Below are 23973 nucleotides of genomic sequence, written 5' to 3' on the forward strand. Positions count from 1 at the left end.
TTAATGGAATTACAAATATTTACTTTGGGGAAGGATACAAATATATGTATTATTCGGTAACTCCAAAACTTCTAACTTAATTATCTAAACCCTAATAAACCATCATATGGTTTTGATGATTAATGGTAGATTGATACGTAACGTTGATCTGTATTCTATTCTTGGGAAAAAGTTATTGGATGTAGATTATAACAATTTAAGCGAAGTATCTTTCGCCTTTAAAAAGATCATGCCTGGCTTATATCTTTTTAAGATTAATGATGTGAAGACAAGTAAATTGGTTATTCGCTAACGACGGTTTTTTCTTTAAAACTAGAGCTACTAGGTAGTTCAAATATCTCTAAATCAAAGTAGGGAAGTGCTGCTATTAAATGATCGAATATATCAGACATGATATACTCATAATTTGCCCAGCGCTTATCACTGCTAAAAGCATAGATTTCCATAGGAATACCTTGAGTTGTTGGTGCTAATTGACGTACCATGATCATCATGTCTTTGTTCACTCCAGAATGTCGATTGAGGTATGCGTCAATATATTTTCTAAAAATACCTATATTGGTAAGGTTCCTACCGTTTATTAAAAGGTCTTTATTGATATTGTTGGAGTTATTATACGAATCAATATCTTCATTTCTGGTTTCTAAATAGGTCGTTATAAGCTGAATGTTTTTAAGCTTGTTGACTTCATTTTCATTTAGATATTTAACACAATCCTGTTTTATGAATAAGGCTCTTTTAATTCGCCTGCCATCTGCATCCATCATACCTCGCCAGTTCTTAAAAGAATCAGATATAAGGGCATAGGTAGGAATGGTTGTAATTGTTTTATCGAAATTCTGAACTTTTACAGTAGCCAGATTAATTTCAATCACATCACCATCGGCTCCGTATTTTTCAAACGTAATCCAATCGCCAATGCGTACCATATCATTTATAGATACTTGTATGCTAGCAACAAAACCAAGAATGGTATCTTTAAAAACCAGAATAATAACAGCCGAGGCAGCACCCATAGCGGTTAAAAACGATAGGAAAGGGGTCTCGGTTATAATGGCTAAGGCCGACATGAAACCAGCTACCCAGGCAAAAATCATGAATACCTGTATGTAGCTATCTATAGGCTTATCCTTTAACCTTGGGAGTGTTTTTAAATAGTCCTTTACCGTGTTTAACAGACTTCTTACTATCCAAAGTGTTAAAACAATAGCAAAGACTCGCAATCCTTTTTCTATAACACCATCGAAATTTGGAAAATCTGCAAAAATAGAAGGCGTGAACTCCATGGCTATCAATAACGGAATGATATGCGCGATGTTTCGAGGTACCTTATTGGCTACCATGAAATCATCAAAATTGGTTTTTGATATGGTAGCGAATTTATTAAAGGACTTTACTAATAGTTTTCTTATTATAAAATCTATAATAAAAACCGCGATTACTAATACTAGAAGCAGTCCGAGCATGTTTAGGTATTCGGCAGTAGATTTTGAGATATCTAATTCTACTAAACGGTCGTATATTAAATGCTTAAAATCGATAGCTTCCGAAGTTGTTTCAATGTTTTCAGTCTCTTGTATCATTTTACAAGTTTTAAATATTTTCTATCAATGTAAAACGTACCAAACGGAATTATGGAGGCAACTAGAACTGTAACAAACTGTTTTTTGTTCCAGTTAAAATCTTTTCTTAACATGAAGGCAAAAGCGATATAGGCTATGAATAACAGGCCATGGGGCATACCTAATAGTTTAACATATTGCGGGTCGTGCATAAGGTACTTTATAGGTGTCGCGATAAATAATAATAGAATATAAGAGACGCCTTCTAAAAAGGCAACAATTCTGAATATAGATGGGAATGAAAACATATATAAAGGTTTCGTGCAAAAATAAGGTAGAAAACCAAAATAACCTCGTATATATACGGCTTATTTATAGTGCGTTAAAAATAATGAGTCCGTAGATAACAAAACGCACCAATCGTAACGAACCGTATAGAATCACATTTCTAAACGGAAACTTTATAATACCAGCAGCTATACAGGATATTGAGAATGGGAGTGGAAGCAGAGCTCCAACAACAATCAAGAAACCACCCCATTTTTTTGAGTTCTTTAACTGGGTTTCCATTTTTTTATGCATATAATCGTGTACTCTTGGTATTTTGGTAATAGCAACACCCAACCAATAGGAGATTAAACCGCCAGCATAAGAAAGTAATGCTAAAAATGACAGATATAACCATGGCTCAGGCATTTTTCCTGACCAGGCAATAAATATTTCAGGAGGAACGATTCCTAAAAGTGTTTCGGAAACAAAAAAGAAAGCCATAACACCATATGCCGGAAGTATTTCCGTTAAACGGACTAGGGCTTCGTTAATATTGAAATACTTATTAACGATATAAATACCGATAACAATTATAATAATATATGGTAAAGCTTTTTTTACAGCATTCCATACAAAGCTGTAAAAACCAGTATAGTTATAATATTGATGTAATAATTGCATTCGAGTCTTTTCAGACTTCGACTTAGGCTTCGATTTCATAGCATTGAAATTATAAGGCAGTACAAATATAAGCGTAATGTTTTTATCGCAAAACAGGTATATGCGGTTTTATCATTATTTAACACTAATTTCACGGTAAACAGGGGTGTTGAAATATTCTATTTTACATAATATTAATTATAGTACAAATGTATTTCATCCATTAGATAGCTATAATTCAATATTATGTAAAATATCCCAGAATGTTTATAGTTTCATAATAACGTTTAGTACCTGGGTCATTAAACAGTCGTGTTTGGCTTCTCGTTTAATTTTGATATTCTGCACAATCGTTCATATTTTTTTAAATAAGCGATTCTCAAGAAACTTCACGTTTATACATTTGTAGCTATAATTAGTCATTATGTAAAATTGCCGCTGCCAAGCGCTCGATTGCTTTTTAAAAATTAAAATGCTTTATGACATTTATTTTTAAACACAATTTTCCATCGCTTGCCAACGCCAAAAAAAGCTAACTTTTAGATTCGTTTTAAACTTTACGTTGGCGAGGATATTCTCGTTATATTTTTTTCACGAGCTTTTCGTTAGGTTGTCACAAGAGTATAAAATTTTCCCTTGCTTAAATCCAAACTTTAAAATTTCTATACACTTGTTATATGTATGGCTCCGATTAATCTTCTTTTGTTTAGTGCTTCTAACATTATGTCAAATACGACAGAAATTTTAGAGATTAAGTATCTCTGAAATTTTGTGCGAGTTGTGCGCTGGCATCGACTACAAGATGTTTATTAAAGGTTTCATTATATCTTTTGTCTTGAAACAAAAGAAACAAAAATTCAAGACTGCATATAATTTTGGAAACAATGTACGGCTCGTTACGCTATATTTTAGGAAACGTCGGTAGTAACCAAGATTACTGCTGAAATCCTTTTAAAATGCAGAAAAACCAAGAATAATTCTAACTAACCCCTAAAATATGTACGCTCCACTCACCTATTGTTTTAGCCAAAATTAGTATGAGGTCGTTTTAACATCCTGCTTCTATTGAACATTTCGTTAACTATTGAGTTTTGATACGCATACAAGTCACACCAAAATTATGTTTTTCGGTTCGTGAAATGCAAGGGTAAAATGAAGTAAAGCTATTTAGCCAACACCACATCCAACGCTCCGTAAACCGCTTTACCCCTTGCATTTGACTCATTCAAAACAGATTAATCGGCTATCCTTAGCATGGTGCTAGGGTTTAACTTTAAATATTTTTATTATGGATGTTCGTTATCTTTTCTATTTTAGGCTTAAGCCTTATCGTAGTTATTTATTCTTTGGTGTACACCCTAAGTGTAGTTTTAAAATAATTTATATGCCTAAGCATAAAGTTTATGTACACGCTATTAGGTTATTTGGGCTAGAGCTTGGTATTACAAATTTTCCTCCACCACCATCATAGGTTTTTTTTTTGCTCTCAAAACTGTTAACGTAATTTTTCTATTTGATTGGAGATAGTGTACATTTCCAATTCATCTAAGCCATTGGAAAATATTTTAATCTCCCAATTACATAAACTAGGTATTAAACTGACTTCATTCTCTTTAAAGACATTACTATCTGAATGCGATAAATGTTTGGATGGAATTAAATAAACAACTCTTGGTTCTTTGTCTATTATTAAGACTAAAGCGACAAATAAATTATCTTTTAATCCTCCTAAGTCTTGTTTTGAAATTTTGATACTTCTTTGTGTAGTATCTAAATCTATGGATTGTAGATATAATTGGTTATCTCCAATTAAAAAATCTACCTCTTCCCTTCCATCGATTTTTGTAGTTAATTCTAAATAAAAGTTTTTCAGTTCTGATTTTAGAAAATCTATAATTAAAGAAGACATTAGTTTTCTTCTTTTAATTTTAAGTCTGCACAGATTTCTTTAAAGATTTCGCAAGGATCAACATCAATAGCTAAAGCAATAAGATATAGTTCTTCTACTCGAAGTTTTGTAGATTCATTGGAACTTAGCTGACTCATGCGAGATTTGCTAATCCCTGTTTTACGAGAAACCTCTGCTTTATTAATAGATTTCTTTGCTAAATAGAGACCTAATTTAGTCATATATATATCATTTTTATATACATAAATATAGATACTTGATACTAATGTGTCAAATTTTAAAACTTTTTATTTGTATTTGGGTATATTTTTAATACTTTAGTATAGAAAATCAACACACATGTGTTAAAAAATAACACCAATGAGTAAAACACGATATACTAAAGCACAACTTGAGCAGATTGTTTATACACAATTAGAGAATTTAAATGCTATTCACGACCTTTTACGTATTATGAAAGTACAGAATGAGCTTATAGATAATGCGAATAAGAAATTAAGGGATGAAGTGATTGATTTTAAGAAACGGGTTAATTATGGAACTGGAAAATTTAAATAAAGTCATTATTCTTCTGATTCATTTCCTTTCAAATTAAAAATTATAATATTAAAACTTTTCAAAGTTAAAATAGAAATACTTATATTAGAAGATATAATACTAAAACCTTAATTTTAGTTCGTTATATTTGCACAAAATTTAAGGGAATAATTGAGCCAATTTGATTACATAAAAGAGATAGCAAAATATGGTCTTGAAAATGACCAAGAACGCCTATTGACGGTAATTAACGAACTTGTTGAACATTCTAAAAAGACTAAAAAAGTAAATTTTGCAATTCAATTGCAATCTATTCTTAAAGAGTCAATGCGCCAACAAAGTGCTAATAGTTTGACAAAAGTAAGCTCAGATTCTTATCAGCAACGTCAGAACGATCGTGACTTGCAAGATTTAATTCTAGAAAAAATCACTTCAGATTATTCTTTGGAAAACATTGTTGCTGATGATGTGGTAATGGGAGAATTAAAACATTTCATTGAAGAGCACGAAAAAATTGAATTACTACAAAATTTCAAGCTTCCTGTTTCTAACAAACTATTATTGCATGGACCATCTGGTTGTGGAAAAACATTAGCGTCTTATATCATTGCTGGTGAATTAAAAAAAATGATGGTTGTAGTCAATTTAGGAGCAATAGTTTCTTCTAAATTGGGTGAGACTAGTAAAAATCTTTCTAAGATATTTAGGAAGGCAGCACTTGAAGACTGTATTATTTTTATTGATGAATTTGATAGTTTAGGAAAAGTGCGTGATTACAGTCAAGATCACGGAGAAATGAAACGTGTGGTTAATACTATACTTCAATTATTTGATTATTTACCTCAAAGTAGTATTGTAATCGCTGCGACTAATCAAAAGGAAATGCTAGACTCTGCGTTGACAAGAAGATTTGATAGTATTATAGGTTTCTCATTACCAAATACTGGACAAATTAAAAACCTTGTTGAGTTAACATTAAGCAAGAGTGGTTTTGTATTAAGTAATAAAAGAGAGGGAACAAAGATTATGAAGCTGTGTGAAGGTCTGTCTTACTACAGCATTCAAAAGACGCTTATTACTGCATTAAAGCGTAGTTTATTTAATCAAAGTGATAAAGATGTAAAGTCCATAACTAAAATTGATAGTCAAATTTGGAAAGCTCTTGTCATTGCAGAAAAAAAATCTCTTGAGATAAACTCTTAAACCTCTCCTTCTAAGTCAGCTTCGACTACATTAATAACTTCAACATTGTTTATTGCTCTTAATTCGTCGTATAGACGACCTGTATTAGTTCTTACCGTTTCTTCAATATTAAGGACTAGTGAGAAATTAAATTCTGTTGGATAATTCTCAATCTGAGATGCCATAATTTGATTTGACAATAGAGCTTGTACTGCTAATTTAAAGGTTTTCCCTTCACTTCTCAGTTGTGCAACATCAACATTAAATTCAATTTTTTGAACATTACTATAAGGTGCTGGAGTAGATTTATCTCTTGCAGATTGAGACCAGCTTAATGTAGTTCGTAACTTTGAGTTTAGCACTCGTTGCACTCGGTTAATATCATCTGAAGAATGATTCTTGAAAATACTAAATGCCATATGCACAGGACAATATGTTAATTGATTGTGCTGTAATGGTAAAAAGCTAAAGCATAATGTAGCTGTTATTTTAAGTACCCGATTAGTCTTACCTAGACTTGTTGAAATTAGGTAATCTGGAAAGTTTATAGGGTATATCTTTTGTTCACCGCTTTGGATACTGTCTTCCAATATCATTGTTGCACTATTCTCATCTGAAAAAATAGTCCTATTAGCATCAATAAGTCCATAGCCAGAAGTTCTATTAAGCAAAGATTTGTTTACATCTGGATACGCTATGCTTTTTAGAGATGCTCCATTAATAATCAATGCTTTTAATGTTTGTGATTTTAAATCTGGATAGATAGTTTTAAGTTTTGCAGCAAGATTAGCCGTAAGAGGTGCTGCTAGACTTGTACCTACTTCTTTTGTATATCCTAAAGCAGGATTAGATGATAATACAGATATAGCTGCATTATCCATAAAATCTATTGTGGTAGGATTGTAGAATCCATAATCTCCACCACCTTCGATAACATCTGGCTTAAAAAGATTTTTATTACGTTTCTTAGCAGAATATATGGCAGCAAGGTCAATATGACCTGTTCGAGAATAGATAGCAGGAAACTCTTTACCTGATGCGATACCGTTAAACACACCACCATATAAACCATCTGCAGCTGCACCTACAGTCATATTATTCATTGAGTCAGCTGGCGTATTTAAGTTGGTGTGCTCATTATTAAAGTAATTTAAGTCATAATCAACATTTTCATTCATTGCTTGACTATTGTTCCCAATACTTATAAAAATTAGGCTATCAGTTTCGTGTGCAAATTTATCCAGTTCATATGTGTAATTAGAGAATGTTTCGTTCGTTTTCTTATGAGTTTTATAACAAATGGTTAAGACAAAAACACCCAATTCAGGGTATTTTTCTTTCGCTTTATAAAGCAATTCAATTACCTTTTTTTCAGAAAGATAGCCATCACCACTGCCTATTAATTTAATAGATAGCAGCTTTGCGTCTGCGGTTATTTCACCTTCAAAGTTATTACTATGATTGTGTCTTCCTAATGCTGCCAGTGCTGCTACCATTGTACCATGTCCATCATTACCACAATCATCTATTAATGGGTTACCATCTAATGTAAAAGTATCATCTCGTAGTGTAATACTCGCAAGTGGAGTTTGCATACTTATTCCAGTATCCAATATTCCAATTAAAGGAAGCTCCTCATCTGCATTCGCAATTTCAAAACCAAAATCCCTACTAGGAACATTATATACCCCTGGTCGTACAACTCCAGAAAGGGAAGAAGTTATGCTCTCTATGACATCAAAATTTTGGGCAATAGTAATAAGTTCATCTAGTGTAGCATCATAAAGCTCTAACCTATGTGTTTCTCTATTAATTTCGTATGAAATTTGATGAACCGTTAAGTAAGATTCTAGCGCATCAAGAATCCCTTTTTCAATTACTGGACTAGCTGGTAGTTCTATTGTCTTAAGAACAACTACGTTCCCTATATTTGCTGCACTTACTTGTAAAACATCACTTAGTGTGAGAAGTTTAAAGTTTTTCACAAAAAGTACATTCTTATTAAAACCAACTTCTGTATTGTCGTCTAAACCTCTATTAATTAGGCCTTCAATACTAGAAATAAACACCTGAAATTTATCTCGATCTGCAATAGAAAATAACGCTGTTCTATTAAAATTGGTGAAGCTCACACCTTCAAGTCCAAAGGTGTTGTACCAAATACTGTAATACTTCTCTAAATGAAACTGTCCCATAAAGTCTACTTCTAGATAGTCTACATCAAAAGGAACATCAATAGTCTCATCTTTTGCAGCTACTTTTACTTCTATGTCACTCCGATAAGATTTTAAATCGTCTCGAAATGCTCTAGCCATAAATATATAATTAGGCTCTATATTAGCTTCATCTTCATTTTCTTCAAAACCGTAATTAAACTTTACTTGCCCAGATTCTTCTAGCTGTCTATCTGCAATTATTCTTAAATGGTTTTTGTTTGGCATCCTTTATTTCTGGTATTGAATTTAAAAACGATATTACTATTCTTTTATATTTTAAAACTACTAGTTAATCTTATTTGTTTAAGGGTAACCACAATATTAAACTATCCTATACACAGTTTACTCTTTCTGTCAAAAGAGTATTCTATTATTAATTATATATTAATAATTTAGGTGTTTTCGACTATAATATTAGAAGTAAATATAAATTGGAAGTATCAATAGAGTAAACACATGTGATATTTGTATATAATAATTTAAGAAATTAACATCTTATATATGTTAATACAACAAAAAAAGAAAAATGGGTAGTATAATCTACGAGAATTATTTGCTTTTTTTAAAATATGTATTTGTATAATTATTGAGCCCTATTTAAGATTCTAAATTTTATCGTTTAGCCTTTCGAATAAATTATCCATTCCATACACGTTCCCCCTTCACTACTAGCGTCGCTTCGAGCAAAGAGTATTCCATTACATTTTTAAGAAACATTTTAGCAAGAAAAAAATCAAAGAAGATTAGTACTGTAAAAGCTTTTTACCAAAGCAAAGTGTACATAACGCAGAACATTATAATTGTTATTATATAAAATTGCTTAGTAAACTTTAATTTTTTGGGTTTTATTGTAATCGTGTTAAGAAAGTTTACAATTATAAATTATTTTCATAATCCATACTTTGATTCAATGCACGAAAGCTAAACTATGAGTTGTAGCAATAATAATGGGATTATTCAACAATAACCTTTTTAACTAATTTTCCTTTATTAGTATCTAATTTTATAAAATATAATCCACGTTGTAATTGATCCACTCTAATTTGATTCGTTTTCTGTGTTGTTAACACACGCTTACCAAGAGAATTTACCATCTCAATTCTTTTAATGGTTATATTATTACTTGGGATATTAATGTATTCTGAGGCTGGGGTTGGATAAATTAATATAGAGGAATCTGTTACCTCCTCTTGAGCTATACTTAAAGGAACTCCTAATTCATCACAAGCATTAGGTATGCCATCGCCATCAGCATCGGGACCAACTTCCAGATAATCTGTTGTATTATTTGTATCACCATCTAAAGGAGTAATCGTATAATCAATGCCTGATCCTACAGTAGTAACTATTCCTGTAACAGGATCTACAGTTAGTAATGCATCATCTCCAAACACTCCTGTATCTCCTCCATCTGCCGTCGATAAACCATAAGCTTCATTAGCATCACTACATCCATCTACATCGCTATCTGTATTTTTAAAGTCAAAAGAACCATCTGATAGCGTATCTATTGGTGTATTACCGGCACCTCCATTAGCAGAATTAGGCACTCCACTATTATTTGTAGAGTCTCCATCTGTGTCGTTAGCCTGTCCAGGGTTTACACTACTTGGTATCCCTCCTGCTTCTATAACATCGTAAATACCATCATTATCGCTATCCAAATCATAATGATTGGGAACACCATCACCATCAAAATCAAAGACAGGATCTAGGGTGTCACAAATACCATCGAGATCAGCATCTAAACATACTGGTAAAGTTGTACTACCATTATTATAAAAATCCTGATAGTTTGGTATACCATTCATATTTGTATCGGCAGATGGGTCTACTCCCAGGCTATTCTCTGCTGTATCTAAAATACCGTCATTATCATCATCTAAATCGACTGTATTCTCTACGTTATCATTATCATTGTCTATCTCAGACATAGATTTGATAAAGCTTGTAGTTGTATCATTAAACATACGTGTTCCATCTGAGTTGACAGATAAACTATGAGTTTGAAAATTGTTTTCTGGAATAGATTCTGATAGTGTTCCCATGGTGTTTATCACCTGTGCAGGAATACTATGCAAAATCAATATCAAAAAAAATAGAATTGATATGGTTTTTATTTTTTTAGTAAAGAATGGTTTTTTAATTTTCATCAGTAGTTGTTTTTATATAAATGTAATTCAGGATTAGTTTTGATTTTTTTTGCAATCTGAAACATCAAAGATATGAGTATAAGCATGTTGAATTCCAGACAATCTCTATTGAAAATTTGCCAATTTTGAGGTATTTCTATGTAATCTGTACGATTCATCATACCTTAGTGAAGCCATAAAAAGCCCCTATTGATGATAAGAACCCTAATCCTTTTATTTTTTTTAATAGCACCCACTATTGTTAAAGGTCAAACGTCTTTGGAAGTATTGTCTGTTAGTATTCATGAAGGGGATATTTTACCTGAAGATTCTTTAGAAGATATAAAATGGGAATCTTTAGAAGCGTTTAACACCATGAATAGTGAAGTTCTTGTGTATTGGTTAAGATTAAAATATAAAGAATCTGCTAATCAAAATATGAGACATGGTGTGTTATTATTATCCAGGTTTTTTGACAAGGTAGAATCTTATAAGACTCCTTATGCTAGTTCTGCGATTTCTATCACTGGAAGACTGGTAGATAATCAAGATAAAACACTTACCAAAGGAATTTATAAAAGCTCATTACCGCTATCTTTTGATAAAGAAAACACACTTTATATAAAGTTAACCAATTATCCATTAGTAGGATCAATAAGCAGATCTCTGGATGGCATGGAGTATCTTTCCATGAGGGATTTTGATATATATGCTACAAAGATTCATACCATTTTTACGCTTGCTATTGGGATGGAAATAATCATTTTCATGATTTTTTTATTTCTGGTGTATCTAAAACCATCCAGGGAGAATATTTTTTATCTGTTACTTATTTTTGTTAGTGTACCTTTAATCATCATTCGGAATCAGGTATTTGATTCATTCTTCGATTTAAATAGTCAACTTCTTTCCATTCTTGAATTCTGCCTTACCATCTTAGTAGTTTACAGTTTTTCGGCTTTTAGTGCGCATTATATTAAGGTTATAGAATATTCTCGTTTTTGGTATCGATTCATGACATCACCATATATTTTGTTGTTGATACCCGCATTTTTCTATTTTGATAAACTATATCCATACGTATTAATTGCTTTCTATTTTATAATTACAATAATTAGCGCAACCGTCTTCCTTATTAAATTTCGAAAAAAGAATTTACATAGGGCAAATGTATACCTTTTGGCTATTGGTCCTATTACAATCGCTGGGGTACTCCCTTTTTTGGCTGCCAGTAAAATTATTCCCGCTAATTTCTGGACAATCAATAGTATGCTTATTCCTTTGGTTTTCAGGGATTTTGTTTTTATGACAGATCTTGTGTTAGGTTTCTTTCGTGATAAATCCTTGATTGCAATAAAAGAAATAGAAGTCCTCCAACTTCAGGAAGAAAAGAAACAATTAAAAAAAATTGAAGAACTAAAGACCACCTTTTTTAACAATGTTTCCCATGAATTGAGAACACCGCTTACCTTACTTTTGGGACCATTGGAAAGCGTATTAAATAATGGTAAGTTAAATAAAGACATAGAACAACAATTAAAAATGTCCATGAAAAATGGAACATACCTATTACAACTGGTCAATGAGATACTGGATTTATCTAAACTTGATCATGGACAACTTACCATTACAAAGAAGAAACAAGATATTATCCCCATATTAAAGGGGATTATTGAATCGTTTAAAAATTACGCTACCGAAAATAAGCAAACGATCTACATAACACATTCATCCAATCAAATATACATAGATACTGATCGGGATATCTTTGAAAAAATGATCATCAACCTTATTTCTAATGCTATAAAATATAGTAAATCAACTGGAGACATACATATAACGGTAAAAGAATATAAACATTCGGTATCTATTTCTGTTGCTGACTCAGGTATTGGTATAGCACCGGCCGATATAGACAATATATTTAAACGCTATTATCAGGTAGATCGTAAACGGTCTGTAAGTGGTACCGGAATTGGTTTGGCTATTGTAAATGAATTTATAGAACTTCATAATGGCAACGTAACTGTACAGAGTACTCCAGGGAAAGGATCTGTGTTTGAATTGAGTTTTCCTTTAGTTGAAGACTCTGTTAAATCTAATACTAACATAGTTCCATATGCTCTTAATAAACAGGAACCAATAGATCCTAACAAGCCTTTAATTATGATTGTAGAAGACAATCAGGATATGAGACACTATCTGGAACAGCACTTAAACGACTACAATCTATATCAGGCTGCTAACGGTCAAGAAGCCTTAAGGCTCTTAAAATCTATACAAAAACCAGATCTTATTATTACCGATTATATGATGCCTGTTATGGATGGTGTTGAATTTATTAAAACACTAAAATTAGATGAGAACTTCTCAATGATTCCTGTAATTTTTCTAACCGCCCGGACACTACAAGATGACAAAATTAAAGTATTACATATGGGGATAGATGACTATATTATTAAGCCATTTGATATGAAGGAGCTTAAACTACGTATTAATATATCGCTTAAAAAAGCTTTAAATCAAAAGAAAAGTATGTCTGAGTCAATTGACACGTTTTCTTTACCAGAAATCCTACAATTTAAAAAGAAATTGGATACCTATATTATCGAAAACATATCCAATCCAAAACTAAGCAATATTGATTTAGCATATCATTTTTCTATCAGCGAACGTAGTTTAATTAGAAAAATTAAATCTGCTACTGGACAAACACCAGCCGCCTATATTAGAGAAATTCGATTACAATCGGCAAAACGTAAGATCGAATATAATGAAAGAACCAGTATTAGTGAAATCGCCTATGAATTGGGTATGAACAATCTATCTCATTTTACTCAGGCTTTTAAAAAAAGATTTGGAAAACTACCTTCTGCGTATTTTAGAAAATCTGACGAGTAATAAACACAGGTGCTTTCTTGATTTTATTCATACTTAAATCATTTTTTTATTAACTAATAACTATATAACTACTATGACATCTTTTTTCGAACAAATCAAAAAATTAATATTTCTAATTCTCGTAGTCTTCTTTTCATCTATAACTACTTATAGTCAAGTTATAAACGACAATTTTGAAGATGGTGATATAACCGGGTGGACAGAAGGAACTGCTAGTCATTGGGGGAATTCAACAACAAATGCTATAACAGCCGCAAGATCTTTAAAACATAATCTTTCGGGTACATCTGGTGATAGTTATATTTACCAAGACATTTCTTCTTTAGATTTAACTACAGAAAATATTACCTGGCAGTTTAATTTAAAAACAGGGAGTTGGGATCCTTCTTCATCGAACAAGTTCTGGGTATACCTAACTGCAAACAATAATGATTTAAATGGTTCTTCCGTAGATGGATATGCCGTAGGTGTAAACCTTACTGGCTCTTCCGATCTTCTTACTTTATGGAAAGTGACTAACGGTGCAGCTGATGGCGCTGTAATTACAACTGCAATTGATTGGAACGCCAATAATACAAAAGGAATCAGAGTTACAAGAACAAATGATGGTTTATGGGAATTATTAGTTGATAATGATGGTGGTTTTGAGGCTTTGATGTCTATGGGTACAGCTACAAATACAGATTACACATTTGATACTAATTTTGGACTTAGTTTTACTTTTTCTGCCACTAGAGCTGGTCTCTTATGGATGGATGACGTTTTTGTACAAGGTGTCGATGCAACTTTAAGTGTTGATAACCTAACAATTTCGCTTGATGAGGTACTTGTATTTATGACAGATAAACGCTCCTTAACGGTTAATGGTCTGCAGAATACTCATTTTTCTGTCAGGCTATATTCCATAATCGGCGAACAGGTCCTAAACAAATCTTTTATATCAAATGGCGTGAACAATATTAGTTTACCCCAAACTCTTGCTAGTGGTATTTATATTGTTAAGCTTACTACCTATAATTCGGAAAGACTAAATAAAAAGATTGTTATTGAATGATTCTCATAATTTAAGATAAATAAGTGATTCAGAATTCAACTATCTAAAAACAAGCTCTTTAGTCTCATAAAACTGTTTTCAGTAGGAGTTATTGTTTTTCTAATTGTTTTACATAAATACATGCTTTAATAATCATACTATTTATGTGATTTAATGTATTTAATATTAATAAATTAGAGAGCCCAAATTTATGTATTCGATAATTATTCCCATTCCATACACATTTCCACTTCGCTCCTATCGTCACTTCGGGCAAAGCGTATTCCATTACATTTTTAAAGAAACATTTGAGAAGAAAAAAATAAAGAAAATTAAATGGTAAAAAAGCTTTTTACCAAAGCAAAGTTACATAACGCAGAACATTATAGTACAAATGTATTTCATAGCATTATATAGTTATAATTCAATATTATGTAAAATATCCCAGAATATGCAGTCTATTCAATGAGCATTCGTCTGGGGGTCATTAAACATTCGGCTCTTGGCTTTATATAATTAGTCGCTATGTAAAATTGCCGCGCCCAACCGCTTTATTGTTTTTAAAAAATTAAATGCTTTATGGCATTTATTTTTAAACTCAATTTGCCAACGCTTGGCCGCACCAAAAAAAGCTAAACCTTTTGCTCTTAATTATAATTCTCGTATTCGAGGAAAATCCTGCAAGATTTTTTTCTACGACATTCTCGTAAGCTTGCCACAAGAGTATAAAATTTTCCCTAGCTCAATCCACGCTCTAAAATTTCTATACACTTGTTCACTATAGAACTATAATTAAACATTTTTAGAGTTTGCATATCTTTTTTTCTTGATAAAAAAAGAAACAAAAAAATCAAGGCTGCATAAAACTTTGGAAACAATGTACGGCTCAATCGCTATATTTTAGAAAACATTATAACGTTTTAAAACTGCTTAGAACTTGCTTTAAAATTGTTATTATTAAAAATATGTATTGCTAGCCCTCTATAAAATATGTACGCTCATTCACCTATTGTTTTAGCCAAAGTTTTATGAGGCTGTTTTGCCAACGCTTCATCTGGGTAAAAACGCAAGTCTATTTTACATAATATTCTAAAACTAAACTTTTAGTTTATTAATCATATTATTTAAAGTGTACTTTTCTAGCTCTTTGAAGGATTTGCTCGATATTTTAATCTCCCAATTTGATAAACTGGGCATTAAACTCACATCATTACTAACAAAGAAATTGTTATTAGAATATTGTAATTCCTTAGATGGAATTACATAAACAACTATAGGTTGTTTTTCTATGATTAAAACTAAAGCAATAAACAAGTTATCGTTTAGTTCTCCTAAATCTTGCTTTGCAATTTTAATACTTTGTGTTACAGTATCTAAATCTAGCGGTTGTAAGTATATTTGGTGGTTTCCTATTAAAAAGTCTACTCCTTCCCTCCCATCGCTTTTGGGTTTTAATTCTAAGTTATGACTTTTTAATTCTGATTTTAGGAATTCTAAGGCAATCATTTTGTAGAAACTAATAACTCTCTAATATCTACATCAAGTATTTCTGCAATCCTTTTTAAATCCTTTAAATGTGGTTGTGATTTATTATTGCAAAAAGCTGTTACAGAAGTCGTGCTTTTTCCCAATTCTTCCGCAAGCCAAACTTGCGATTTGCCTTGAATCACTAAAACTTCTTTTATTCTATTTATCCTTTCTATTGCCATATTTATTAATGTATTCTACTTTAAATATATAATACATTCTTGTTAAAATGTAAGTTTAAATTAAATTTTAGTAATCTAAACTTGTGTTTTTAAAATTTTAATTATAAGTTTGAATTAACTTTATGTAAGTAAAAATTATATAAAAGCAATTTAAACTTTAATTTTTATTGTTAATAACTTTATTTCAAATTTTATGCCATATCCTAAATACACAAAAGCCGACCTAGAGAGAATCGTATATACACAACTAGATAACTTAAATGCCATTCACGACTTGTTACGTATTATGAAAATGCAAAATGAACTAATTGAAAATGCTAATAAGAAATTAAAGGATGAAGTAATTGATTTTAAGAAACGGGTTAATTATGGAACAGGGAAGTTAAAAAATAATATTTTCAATTAAAAGTTTCTCTTATATTAAGAATTATAATTATCAATCATCACTTTTAAATTATTCCCTTCCTCGATTATCCAATGGTTTTTAGTTATTAATTCTCTTATTCTCGTTTTATCTTTTTCTGAATACAACTCTGGTTGTAAACCAGATAATAATTCTGGTTGGTCAGGGTATAACCAATGGCTTTTGTGTTCAGTTGTAACGATACTTCTAGAAATACCATCTGGGTGTAATAATTTTAAGTCTGGAATTATTTTTTTAGCTAATTGATATATTTCTAATCCATCTTTATCCCAGTCTGCTGAATAGTAAATATCTAAGCCTCTTCTTATTTCTGGTGTATACTCTAGTTTGGGAACATTTCGGCCTCCTGCATACCAAAGTTCGTAGTTGTTTTCTCTTGGGAGCTTATCTCTATTAAGAAAATTACCATTTTCACATAATATAATTAACTTGGGCTTAAAGCATTGTAAGACATATAAATATTGTTGACTTTTATTATCAACTAATTCTATATCCAATATTTTTTTTATGGCATTTACAAGAGATGGATGCTTGTCTAAATATTTTTCATTTTTAAAGAACATTAAAGAGAATCCTTTTACACTTTCTTGTGCTTTAATAAGGTCTGCTCTTAGTTTGGTCAATTTTCCACTTTTTAAGCCCTCGTCAAAAGAGATTAAAAGGTCAATTGCTTTTTTACTGAATTTTAATTGTGGTTTAAGTAGTTCTTTAACTTCAAGAAATTCGTTATATCTATTAAAGTCACTTAAATATTTGGTTTTGTAAACTTGGATAAAATCATCCTCGGCAACATACGTTTTCCTTCTTTTGGTTATTTCTCCAGCTTGTTCGTGTGTTTTAAAAACAGGACTATTTTTTATTGTTTTATTAAGCTTAACCTCTTTCTCACTATAGAGTTTATACAAAGCTTTTATTTCTACCCAATTCATATTAGTTTTTATTACGTTCTAAATACGCTAATAATTGCTCGTTGCTAAAGTTTGTTTTAAAACTACTATTGGGTACTTTACTATTAATGTCTTTATTTATTTTACCAGGTATTAGTTGATGTAGATACCAGCCATCATCTGAGTTTGAACCATAGGGTTTGGGCGTCATCGTGATAATTTGATATCCAAATTGTTCTGCTAATTCTGGGAACGTATTAAAGTTTGATGGGTCTAGACTGGCAACTTCTTCAAGTATTAAAAAGTTTAACCCTTCTCTTTTTTCTTTAGATGTTATCGATAATCTCCCAATACCTAACAGCACTCGTGCAGTATAACTTTCACCAGTACTACCAGGAGATTTATTATCATCTTCGTCTTTAAATTCTGTTTTAAGGGTAAAGTAGGTTTTTGGGTCTAGTAACTCTGAAAAGGCAATACCCTTTTTGTAACCCGATACATCTTTAAAAAAGGTTTCTGCAAATTGTTCTACAGATTCAGATTCAAAAAGTTCGCCAGTTTCTCCTGCGGTTTGCGCATTAGATTGTAATTCATTAATCCATTGGATTGAGAAGTTAGGGTTAATGTCAAAACGCACTTGAAAATAGTATTTTTCACTAATTAGTTTGTTTTTAAAGAATAAGTTAAGCCTTGTTATTACACTTTTGTAAGTTTCGAATTCGTCTTGCGTTTTCTGAAATATTTTAAGCATTATTCCTCTTAGGGTCGAAGACATTTTTCTCTTTTCTTCATTTGCACTATTTAAGGCTTGCTCTATATTTTTAGTTTCAACAATGGTATTGCCTAATAGTTTTCTTTCCAGTTGTTTGAAATGAAATGTTTTGTTTTCTATTTGCTCTTTTATTTCAATTTCATCATTAGTGTATTGAAAGTCCTTAAGAACATCCTCATACCTTATTTGATATAAGCTTTTTTTGAGAGAACAATCATTTTCGACATCTTTAGTATTTAATAATGCGACTTCTTCTGCATTAAAGCCAGAAAATAGTAAGGGATATTTTTTTTCTTTACACTTTTTGAAATCTTCTATTTCTTTCTTTAGCTCTTCTTTTTCTTTTTGAATTTTATCGGCATCAAAGTTAAGTTCTGATATTGATTGTTCTTTTACTTTTATATCAGCTTCTGTTTCCACACGAATTTTCAATGCATTGGTATAAGCCTCCATAAAGACACTTTGTTTTGTTGAATATTGTTCTATGGTTTCTACTATTTCTTTATCTGGAAACTCAAAACCTATTTTAGATTTTGAAGTAGTTAAACTCGTTTTTAGTTTTGTTAATTCTGCTTTTAGCGTCGTTTTAAAAGTTGGAATGTTTTTTACTAATGCTACTGCGGTTTTGTAGTCATCAATCTTTCTTCTATCTGGAATATCTTTATCCCATTTAAAACTGATGTTTGGGAGGTGTTGTAATATATTATCTATTTTTAGATTTTCTATATCATTAATTCTATTTTTTAATTTTTCTAACGCCTTATTTATTTCTTGTTCTTTTTGATTAAAGGCATTTTGGAGGTTTTTAGGGTCTTTAAAAATTTGTTTTTCTTTATTGAAATAAGCAAAGTAATTTAGGCTCCCTATTTTTATCCAATATCCTCCGTCTACTTTATCTTCTATAATATTAGATTCGTTTAATATATCTAAACTGTCTGTGTATGTTAGCTTGTTTGTAATATTTGTTGGTTTTTGCCATTTTACATCCATAAATAACGCTAGCAAGATAGTTTCCTGGGCTTTGCTTAGTGCTTTTTTCTTTTTAATTATTTGAGAAGCTAGTGTTTCTTCATTTTTATAATTTACCAAACGCTGCATTTGTTCAAGTCTATTTTGTTCTTGTTTTAGACTTGTTTTTACTTCGTCTAATTTTGCAGATTGTTGTTTGTATTGATTTTCAATACCTTGAATAGAACCGTATTTTTTCCAAACAGGTTTAAAAAACTCAACTGTTGAAATGATATTGTCGATAGATTCATTTTCAAAATCAAAAGGTTCTTTTTCTTCTTTAGATACATCTGGTAATGGGCAAGCTTCAAGTTTGTCTATTTTATCTTTCTTTTTTAAATATGTGCTATATTCGTCTTTGTAGTTGTTTAAGTCTTGAAGCGATTTTGAGTAGTTCTTTTGTTTTTTGTTTGCCTCTGCTTCTGTTTTTTCAAGTGTAGGGAGTTTTGCTTTTAAGTTTGCTATTTGTTTATTTAAAGCTTTGTGCTTTTTTTCGTCTTTATCCCATTGGTCAACTACAGTTTTATAGTTTTTTTTCTTAGTAAAGTATTCTTTTTTAAAGGCTAATTTTTCGGCTGTAATATATGCTTCTTCTTTTTGTTTTAAGTCCTCTAGAAAAACACGTTTCAGTTTTAAATCATCGGTTACTTTTTTCAACTTACGGTGTCTTATTACTAGATTGTCAAGTCTTTCTTTATTTCGTTTGTACTCTGTTTCAATTTCTTCTTTTTTATCATCAAAGAGAAAGCTTTTAAGGCTCTTATCTTTGTCTGTATCTAAAGTATTTGCTTTAGAGAATGCTTGTAATACTTTTGCAAAAGCGGTTAAATGGTTATCAATACTTAAATTGAGAGGTAGTATATTTTTATCAAATAAAAACTGGTATTGCTCTTTTTTTTCTGCTTTAGTTGAAAAATAGCTTAAGTATAGGTCTTTAGAGTCTCGTAAATGACTAACTAAGTCCCCAATTTTTGGTATTTCGGTTTTATTATTTTTAGTGATTAAAAAATCTTTATGATAAGGTAACTTTTGTTCTGGAATAAGATAGCCTGTTAGTTTTTTCCTTTCTGTTATATTTTTTCTTTGTTCTACTTCTGGATTGTAATATGTGTTTAAAATTCTAAACATTCTTATTGGACTAGAACTTGTACTGGGTATATTTACGCCAATAGTAATGTATTGTTTAGGCTCTATTTCTATATTCATAAAAAAGTAAGCATCGTTTGTTTTATAGGGAATGGTGAAAATTTGACGGTCTTCTTTTTTAACACTATCTGTTCCAAATGTAATTTTTTTGCTATCTGCGATAAAAAGAATTTGTAAAAGGTCCGCTATTAACGATTTCCCTATACCATTTTTTCCAGTAAAATCTGTTCTCGTATGGTGTAAGAGGTAGTCTTGATTGTAGTGCTTTATAACCCCTACAGTAGATATAGAATGCATTAATGGTAATTTACTCATCATCTTCTAGCTTTAAACTTTTTAAAAATACTTCTAGGTTGGTTATTTCGTATTCATATAATAATTGAAAACGGTGGATGGTGTGCTTTAATACAAAGTTGAAATCGTTTTCATTTAGTATAGTTACTTTTTCTACCCAACCTAGTTGCTCAAAGTCTGTAATTACATTTTTAATATTTGTTCTTACTGTAGCCCATTCTTTGGAAGAAAATACTTTTCTATTTGGGTTTTTAAAAAACGCTTTTCGGTATAGATGTCCAAATTCACTTTGCTCAATTTTTTCTCTTATTTCTGAAAATGAGACTATTTTATATTTTTCAAATTGTCGTTCATAATACATATTTAATAAAGTTATAGCCGTAATAGTTTGTATTGGGCTAAGTTCTTTGTGTCTTGTTGTGGCAGATAATACTCCTTTTGATTCTAAAAAGAAATTGAGAAAGTAATAGGTCTTATTTTCAAAAGTTTTTTTGTCCAGTTTTAGTTTATAAAGGGTAAAATAGTAGTCTTTTAATTCGTTGAAATAGTTTTCTAATAGATAGAAATGGTAGTAATGGCTCTCATCAATGTGAGTACCTTTAAGAAGGTCTATATTTAAGTTTGCAAAGTATTTTTGAACTTCATCATTGTTTAAAAAAGCAAAAGGGTTGTTGTTTGTTATTTCGCTTGAATATCCATTTTCCATATTAGTATTTCGTTGTTTAAAATTTCCTCAGATAATTCTTTTTTAATATTTAAATCGTAGTTTTTGTCTGTACTGACAAATTGTACCAATCCGTGTATTACTTGTAATGCTGTGTCTGAATCATTCGTATCTTGTAGTATTTCATAAAAACTATGGGTTATATTTAGCTTTTTATGTATTCTTAATGTGGCTTTGTATTCTTGTATTAATTTGGCAATGCGTTCTTGTTTTAATAAGGTTTTGTTTGCCAATGTTAGTTGTTCTCTTTCATAGCTTTCATCTCTGTCTACTATAGTGATGTAGTTTTTTTTTCTACTAAATTGTTCTATGTATTTTAGGTGTATGTATTTGAAGTTTTCGTAGACAAGTGGCTTGGGTTGTAAACGGGTTTTATACACGACGCTTTTTTCCTTGTCGTATTGAAGGTTGTCTAAGTTAACTTCAAGGAATTTCCTGAGATTTATTTGAAATTTAGAACGTGTTTTAAAGTTTTCCTTATAGTAAGCTAATTGTTTATCTGCATAGATATAACGCTCTACTATTTGCTCTAGCTTTCCTTCTACTAGCTCAAAGAAAGTAAATACGTTGGATTTGATTTCTAAAACAGTTTCATATTCATTTTTTAGTTGTACTATAATTTTTTGCTCTTCTTGCCCTTGCTTATTAGGTCTGTTGAGCATTTTATTTTCGAACGTATCGACTACTTTTCTAATTTCACTTTTTAGAGAACCACTTAAATGGAAGGTTTCTCGTATTTCATCCTCTCTTGAAGTAATTTGTTTAAAAACAGTTACAAATTCCTCTAAATTTTCAATAGCTTGTTCATCATTATTCGTAGTTAATTCATTGAGTTTTAAAATGGAGTTATTAACCAAGTCTTTAAAGGCTTCTAAATGGTCTTCAATAATTTTTTTACTACTATTTTTAAAATGAAATTCGTACCAAGACTCAAAGTCTTTTACACTTGTTATTTTCTCTGCTTTAAATAACCCGTAATTCTGAAATGTTTTTCGTAATGGGAAATGGGTATGCTCGTTGAATAGTTTTTTACCTAAAAATTCTATAAACCTATTAGCGTGAGGTGTGAGTATATATTTGTATTTGTTGTTTGGAGGGTTTTCTATGAATGCGTTTAGTAATCGCTGGGTTACACTTTCTATTCTATGGTTTTTTTCTGGAAAGAAGGTATTGGAGCTATCAATAGCTCTTTCTAATTCTATTTCTGTAAAAGTGTTTTCTATATAGTCTAATTCAACCCATTTGTAGAGTATATAAATAGTTAACCCCTCTACCTTGGATGGTACAAACTTATCGTAAAAGTAATTTATATCTTGTAATTCAGTTTCTATACTTTTAGTTTTTATTATTAATGATTGTAAATATTCAATCCTAAATCTTTGTTATTTTCATGCATAAATAACATTGCTTTATAGCAGCTACTGCTACAAAACAATATTAGATTGAGATAATGTTTAGGGAAAATTAGTTACTCAAAAAATCGGATTTTAAATATATAAAAATTTAACAAGTAACTCTTTACAGAAATCCGTAATTATTTGAAAATTAGAAAGAATAATCCCATTTCATACACATTTTGCCTCCACGCTTCTGCCCTAGCTACAAAAAGAGTATTCCATTACATTTTTAAAGAAACATTTTGAGAAGAAAAAAATTAACGAAGATTAGTACTGATAAAAGCTTTTTACCAAAGCAAAGTTACATAACGCAAAACATTATAGTACAAATGTATTTCATACAATTAGATAGCTATAATTCAATATTATGTAAAATATCCCAGAATGTTATAGTTTATATTTGATGTTTAGTACTTGGGTCATTAAACATTCGTGTTTGGCTTTTCGTTTAATTTTAATATTCTGTACAATCATCCATCGCTTGCCAACGCCAAAAAAACTAACTTTTAGATTCGTTTTAAACTTTTCAATGGCAAGGATATTCTCGTTATATTTTTTTCACGAGATTTTCGTTAGTATGCCACAAGAGTATAAAATTTTCCATTGCTCAAATCCATGCTATAAATTTCTATACACTTGTTTTATGTAGAACTCCTATTTTATGTTTTTTGTTTAGTATTTCTAACATTATGTCAAATAGAAATTAAGCTTTAGAACTTTCTAAGGTTTCAATTATATCTTTTGTCTTGAAACAAAAGAAACAAAAATTCAAGACTGCATATAATTTTGGAAACAATGTACGGTTCTTTACGCTATATTTTAGGAAAGCTTTGAACTAACTTGAAACATTGTGATTAATAATACTATTTAGAACTAGCTCCCTAAAATATGGACGCTACACTCTCCTATTGTTTTAGTCAAAATTTTATGAGGTCAACAAAACAGTAAAGTATATATTATATAATAAAACAAGCCCATACCTTTCGATATGGGCTCTTAAATCCATATTTTGTAATATGAACAGTAGTACGCAAGATTAATATACCATTTCATTGATAGTATGAAATCATCAATCTTATTGGTTAGATTTATTATTAATGTATCACTATCATTTTTCACTAATAACTAACCTTATCTCTTGCAATAATTAATTTTCAAGCCGCCAGCTAAACTTACAATTTAGTACGTAACTTTCACGAAAATTTTTATT

Annotated in this window: 19 protein-coding genes; 6 read left to right on the forward strand and 13 right to left on the reverse strand. The window is 30.6% G+C overall.

Features of this window, described 5'->3' with window-relative positions:
* Positions 1-106 precede the first annotated feature (106 nt).
* Positions 107-292: a hypothetical protein gene (locus C1H87_RS23245; protein ID WP_158655076.1), complete on the forward strand. Its 186-nt coding sequence runs from the start codon at positions 107-109 to the stop codon at positions 290-292.
* Here the strand turns inward: C1H87_RS23245 and C1H87_RS00785 are convergent.
* From C1H87_RS00785 to C1H87_RS00805, 5 genes are all read right to left on the reverse strand, one after another.
* Complete coding sequence (locus C1H87_RS00785) at positions 282-1583, reverse strand: mechanosensitive ion channel family protein (RefSeq protein WP_102753990.1); 1302 nt, start codon at positions 1581-1583, stop codon at positions 282-284. The genes C1H87_RS23245 and C1H87_RS00785 overlap by 11 nt on opposite strands.
* Positions 1580-1870 carry a DUF3817 domain-containing protein gene (locus C1H87_RS00790; RefSeq protein ID WP_102753991.1) on the reverse strand — a complete coding sequence of 97 codons (291 nt, stop codon included), beginning with the start codon at positions 1868-1870 and terminating at the stop codon, positions 1580-1582. Before C1H87_RS00790 ends, C1H87_RS00785 begins: the two co-directional genes overlap by 4 nt.
* A 64-nt stretch (positions 1871-1934) precedes the next feature.
* Complete coding sequence (locus C1H87_RS00795; RefSeq protein ID WP_102753992.1) at positions 1935-2552, reverse strand: YqaA family protein; 618 nt, start codon at positions 2550-2552, stop codon at positions 1935-1937.
* 1435 nt (positions 2553-3987) lie between these two features.
* A complete protein-coding gene (locus C1H87_RS00800; RefSeq protein WP_102753993.1) occupies positions 3988-4401 on the reverse strand; it encodes a hypothetical protein in 414 nt (137 codons plus the stop codon).
* Positions 4401-4622, reverse strand: a complete 222-nt coding sequence (locus tag C1H87_RS00805; protein WP_102753994.1) for a helix-turn-helix domain-containing protein — start codon at positions 4620-4622, stop codon at positions 4401-4403. The genes C1H87_RS00800 and C1H87_RS00805 overlap by 1 nt, the downstream gene beginning before the upstream one ends.
* 139 nt (positions 4623-4761) lie before the next feature.
* Between C1H87_RS00805 and C1H87_RS00810 the strand changes: the two genes are divergently transcribed.
* Both C1H87_RS00810 and C1H87_RS00815 read left to right on the forward strand, forming a co-directional pair.
* Positions 4762-4959, forward strand: a complete 198-nt coding sequence (locus tag C1H87_RS00810) for a hypothetical protein (protein ID WP_102753995.1) — start codon at positions 4762-4764, stop codon at positions 4957-4959.
* Between the two features lie 150 nt (positions 4960-5109).
* Positions 5110-6141, forward strand: a complete 1032-nt coding sequence (locus C1H87_RS00815; protein ID WP_102753996.1) for an AAA family ATPase — start codon at positions 5110-5112, stop codon at positions 6139-6141.
* Here the strand turns inward: C1H87_RS00815 and C1H87_RS00820 are convergent.
* Both C1H87_RS00820 and C1H87_RS00825 read right to left on the reverse strand, forming a co-directional pair.
* Positions 6138-8561: a S8 family peptidase gene (locus C1H87_RS00820; protein WP_102753997.1), complete on the reverse strand. Its 2424-nt coding sequence runs from the start codon at positions 8559-8561 to the stop codon at positions 6138-6140. The genes C1H87_RS00815 and C1H87_RS00820 overlap by 4 nt on opposite strands.
* 728 nt (positions 8562-9289) lie before the next feature.
* The gene (locus C1H87_RS00825; RefSeq protein ID WP_102753998.1) at positions 9290-10489 is read right to left on the reverse strand and encodes a T9SS type A sorting domain-containing protein; all 1200 of its coding nucleotides are present in this window, start codon (positions 10487-10489) and stop codon (positions 9290-9292) included.
* A gap of 192 nt (positions 10490-10681) precedes the next feature.
* On the opposite strand from C1H87_RS00825, the gene C1H87_RS00830 reads away from it, so the two are divergent.
* Entirely contained in the window at positions 10682-13369 is a 2688-nt protein-coding gene (locus C1H87_RS00830; RefSeq protein WP_102753999.1) for an ATP-binding protein, read from the forward strand.
* Between the two features lie 73 nt (positions 13370-13442).
* Complete coding sequence (locus C1H87_RS00835; protein ID WP_102754000.1) at positions 13443-14423, forward strand: T9SS type A sorting domain-containing protein; 981 nt, start codon at positions 13443-13445, stop codon at positions 14421-14423.
* A gap of 1074 nt (positions 14424-15497) precedes the next feature.
* Here the strand turns inward: C1H87_RS00835 and C1H87_RS00845 are convergent.
* Together C1H87_RS00845 and C1H87_RS00850 are read right to left on the reverse strand one after the other, a co-directional pair.
* Positions 15498-15908, reverse strand: a complete 411-nt coding sequence (locus C1H87_RS00845) for a hypothetical protein (protein ID WP_102754002.1) — start codon at positions 15906-15908, stop codon at positions 15498-15500.
* Entirely contained in the window at positions 15905-16111 is a 207-nt protein-coding gene (locus tag C1H87_RS00850; RefSeq protein ID WP_233783279.1) for a helix-turn-helix transcriptional regulator, read from the reverse strand. Before C1H87_RS00850 ends, C1H87_RS00845 begins: the two co-directional genes overlap by 4 nt.
* Positions 16112-16304: 193 nt before the next feature.
* Between C1H87_RS00850 and C1H87_RS00855 the strand changes: the two genes are divergently transcribed.
* The gene (locus C1H87_RS00855) at positions 16305-16517 is read left to right on the forward strand and encodes a CCDC90 family protein (RefSeq protein WP_102754003.1); all 213 of its coding nucleotides are present in this window, start codon (positions 16305-16307) and stop codon (positions 16515-16517) included.
* Positions 16518-16531: 14 nt separating this feature from the next.
* Here the strand turns inward: C1H87_RS00855 and C1H87_RS00860 are convergent, their stop codons facing one another.
* From C1H87_RS00860 to C1H87_RS00875, 4 genes are read right to left on the reverse strand one after another with little or no spacing between them, the layout of a single operon-like run.
* The gene (locus tag C1H87_RS00860) at positions 16532-17464 is read right to left on the reverse strand and encodes a hypothetical protein (protein WP_102754004.1); all 933 of its coding nucleotides are present in this window, start codon (positions 17462-17464) and stop codon (positions 16532-16534) included.
* Position 17465: 1 nt separating this feature from the next.
* The gene (locus C1H87_RS00865) at positions 17466-20666 is read right to left on the reverse strand and encodes a coiled-coil domain-containing protein (protein WP_158655077.1); all 3201 of its coding nucleotides are present in this window, start codon (positions 20664-20666) and stop codon (positions 17466-17468) included.
* The gene (locus tag C1H87_RS00870; protein ID WP_102754006.1) at positions 20656-21348 is read right to left on the reverse strand and encodes a condensin complex protein MksE; all 693 of its coding nucleotides are present in this window, start codon (positions 21346-21348) and stop codon (positions 20656-20658) included. Before C1H87_RS00870 ends, C1H87_RS00865 begins: the two co-directional genes overlap by 11 nt.
* Positions 21321-22223, reverse strand: coding sequence for a hypothetical protein (locus C1H87_RS00875; protein WP_102754007.1), 903 nt, complete (start codon positions 22221-22223; stop codon positions 21321-21323). The genes C1H87_RS00870 and C1H87_RS00875 overlap by 28 nt, the downstream gene beginning before the upstream one ends.
* Positions 22224-23973 lie beyond the last annotated feature (1750 nt).

The sequence above is a fragment of the Flavivirga eckloniae genome (assembly GCF_002886045.1).
Classification (GTDB): Bacteria; Bacteroidota; Bacteroidia; order Flavobacteriales; family Flavobacteriaceae; genus Flavivirga; species Flavivirga eckloniae.

Bases quoted from the DNA above. Each gene is read 5' to 3' on its own strand.
- C1H87_RS23245 (WP_158655076.1), top strand. From the start codon at position 107: ATGGTTTTGATGATTAATGGTAGATTGATACGTAACGTTGATCTGTAT.
- C1H87_RS00785 (WP_102753990.1), bottom strand. From the start codon at position 1,583: ATGATACAAGAGACTGAAAACATTGAAACAACTTCGGAAGCTATCGAT.
- C1H87_RS00790 (WP_102753991.1), bottom strand. From the start codon at position 1,870: ATGTTTTCATTCCCATCTATATTCAGAATTGTTGCCTTTTTAGAAGGC.
- C1H87_RS00795 (WP_102753992.1), bottom strand. From the start codon at position 2,552: ATGAAATCGAAGCCTAAGTCGAAGTCTGAAAAGACTCGAATGCAATTA.
- C1H87_RS00800 (WP_102753993.1), bottom strand. From the start codon at position 4,401: ATGTCTTCTTTAATTATAGATTTTCTAAAATCAGAACTGAAAAACTTT.
- C1H87_RS00805 (WP_102753994.1), bottom strand. From the start codon at position 4,622: ATGACTAAATTAGGTCTCTATTTAGCAAAGAAATCTATTAATAAAGCA.
- C1H87_RS00810 (WP_102753995.1), top strand. From the start codon at position 4,762: ATGAGTAAAACACGATATACTAAAGCACAACTTGAGCAGATTGTTTAT.
- C1H87_RS00820 (WP_102753997.1), bottom strand. From the start codon at position 8,561: ATGCCAAACAAAAACCATTTAAGAATAATTGCAGATAGACAGCTAGAA.
- C1H87_RS00825 (WP_102753998.1), bottom strand. From the start codon at position 10,489: ATGAAAATTAAAAAACCATTCTTTACTAAAAAAATAAAAACCATATCA.
- C1H87_RS00830 (WP_102753999.1), top strand. From the start codon at position 10,682: ATGATAAGAACCCTAATCCTTTTATTTTTTTTAATAGCACCCACTATT.
- C1H87_RS00835 (WP_102754000.1), top strand. From the start codon at position 13,443: ATGACATCTTTTTTCGAACAAATCAAAAAATTAATATTTCTAATTCTC.
- C1H87_RS00845 (WP_102754002.1), bottom strand. From the start codon at position 15,908: ATGATTGCCTTAGAATTCCTAAAATCAGAATTAAAAAGTCATAACTTA.
- C1H87_RS00850 (WP_233783279.1), bottom strand. From the start codon at position 16,111: ATGGCAATAGAAAGGATAAATAGAATAAAAGAAGTTTTAGTGATTCAA.
- C1H87_RS00855 (WP_102754003.1), top strand. From the start codon at position 16,305: ATGCCATATCCTAAATACACAAAAGCCGACCTAGAGAGAATCGTATAT.
- C1H87_RS00860 (WP_102754004.1), bottom strand. From the start codon at position 17,464: ATGAATTGGGTAGAAATAAAAGCTTTGTATAAACTCTATAGTGAGAAA.
- C1H87_RS00865 (WP_158655077.1), bottom strand. From the start codon at position 20,666: ATGATGAGTAAATTACCATTAATGCATTCTATATCTACTGTAGGGGTT.
- C1H87_RS00870 (WP_102754006.1), bottom strand. From the start codon at position 21,348: ATGGAAAATGGATATTCAAGCGAAATAACAAACAACAACCCTTTTGCT.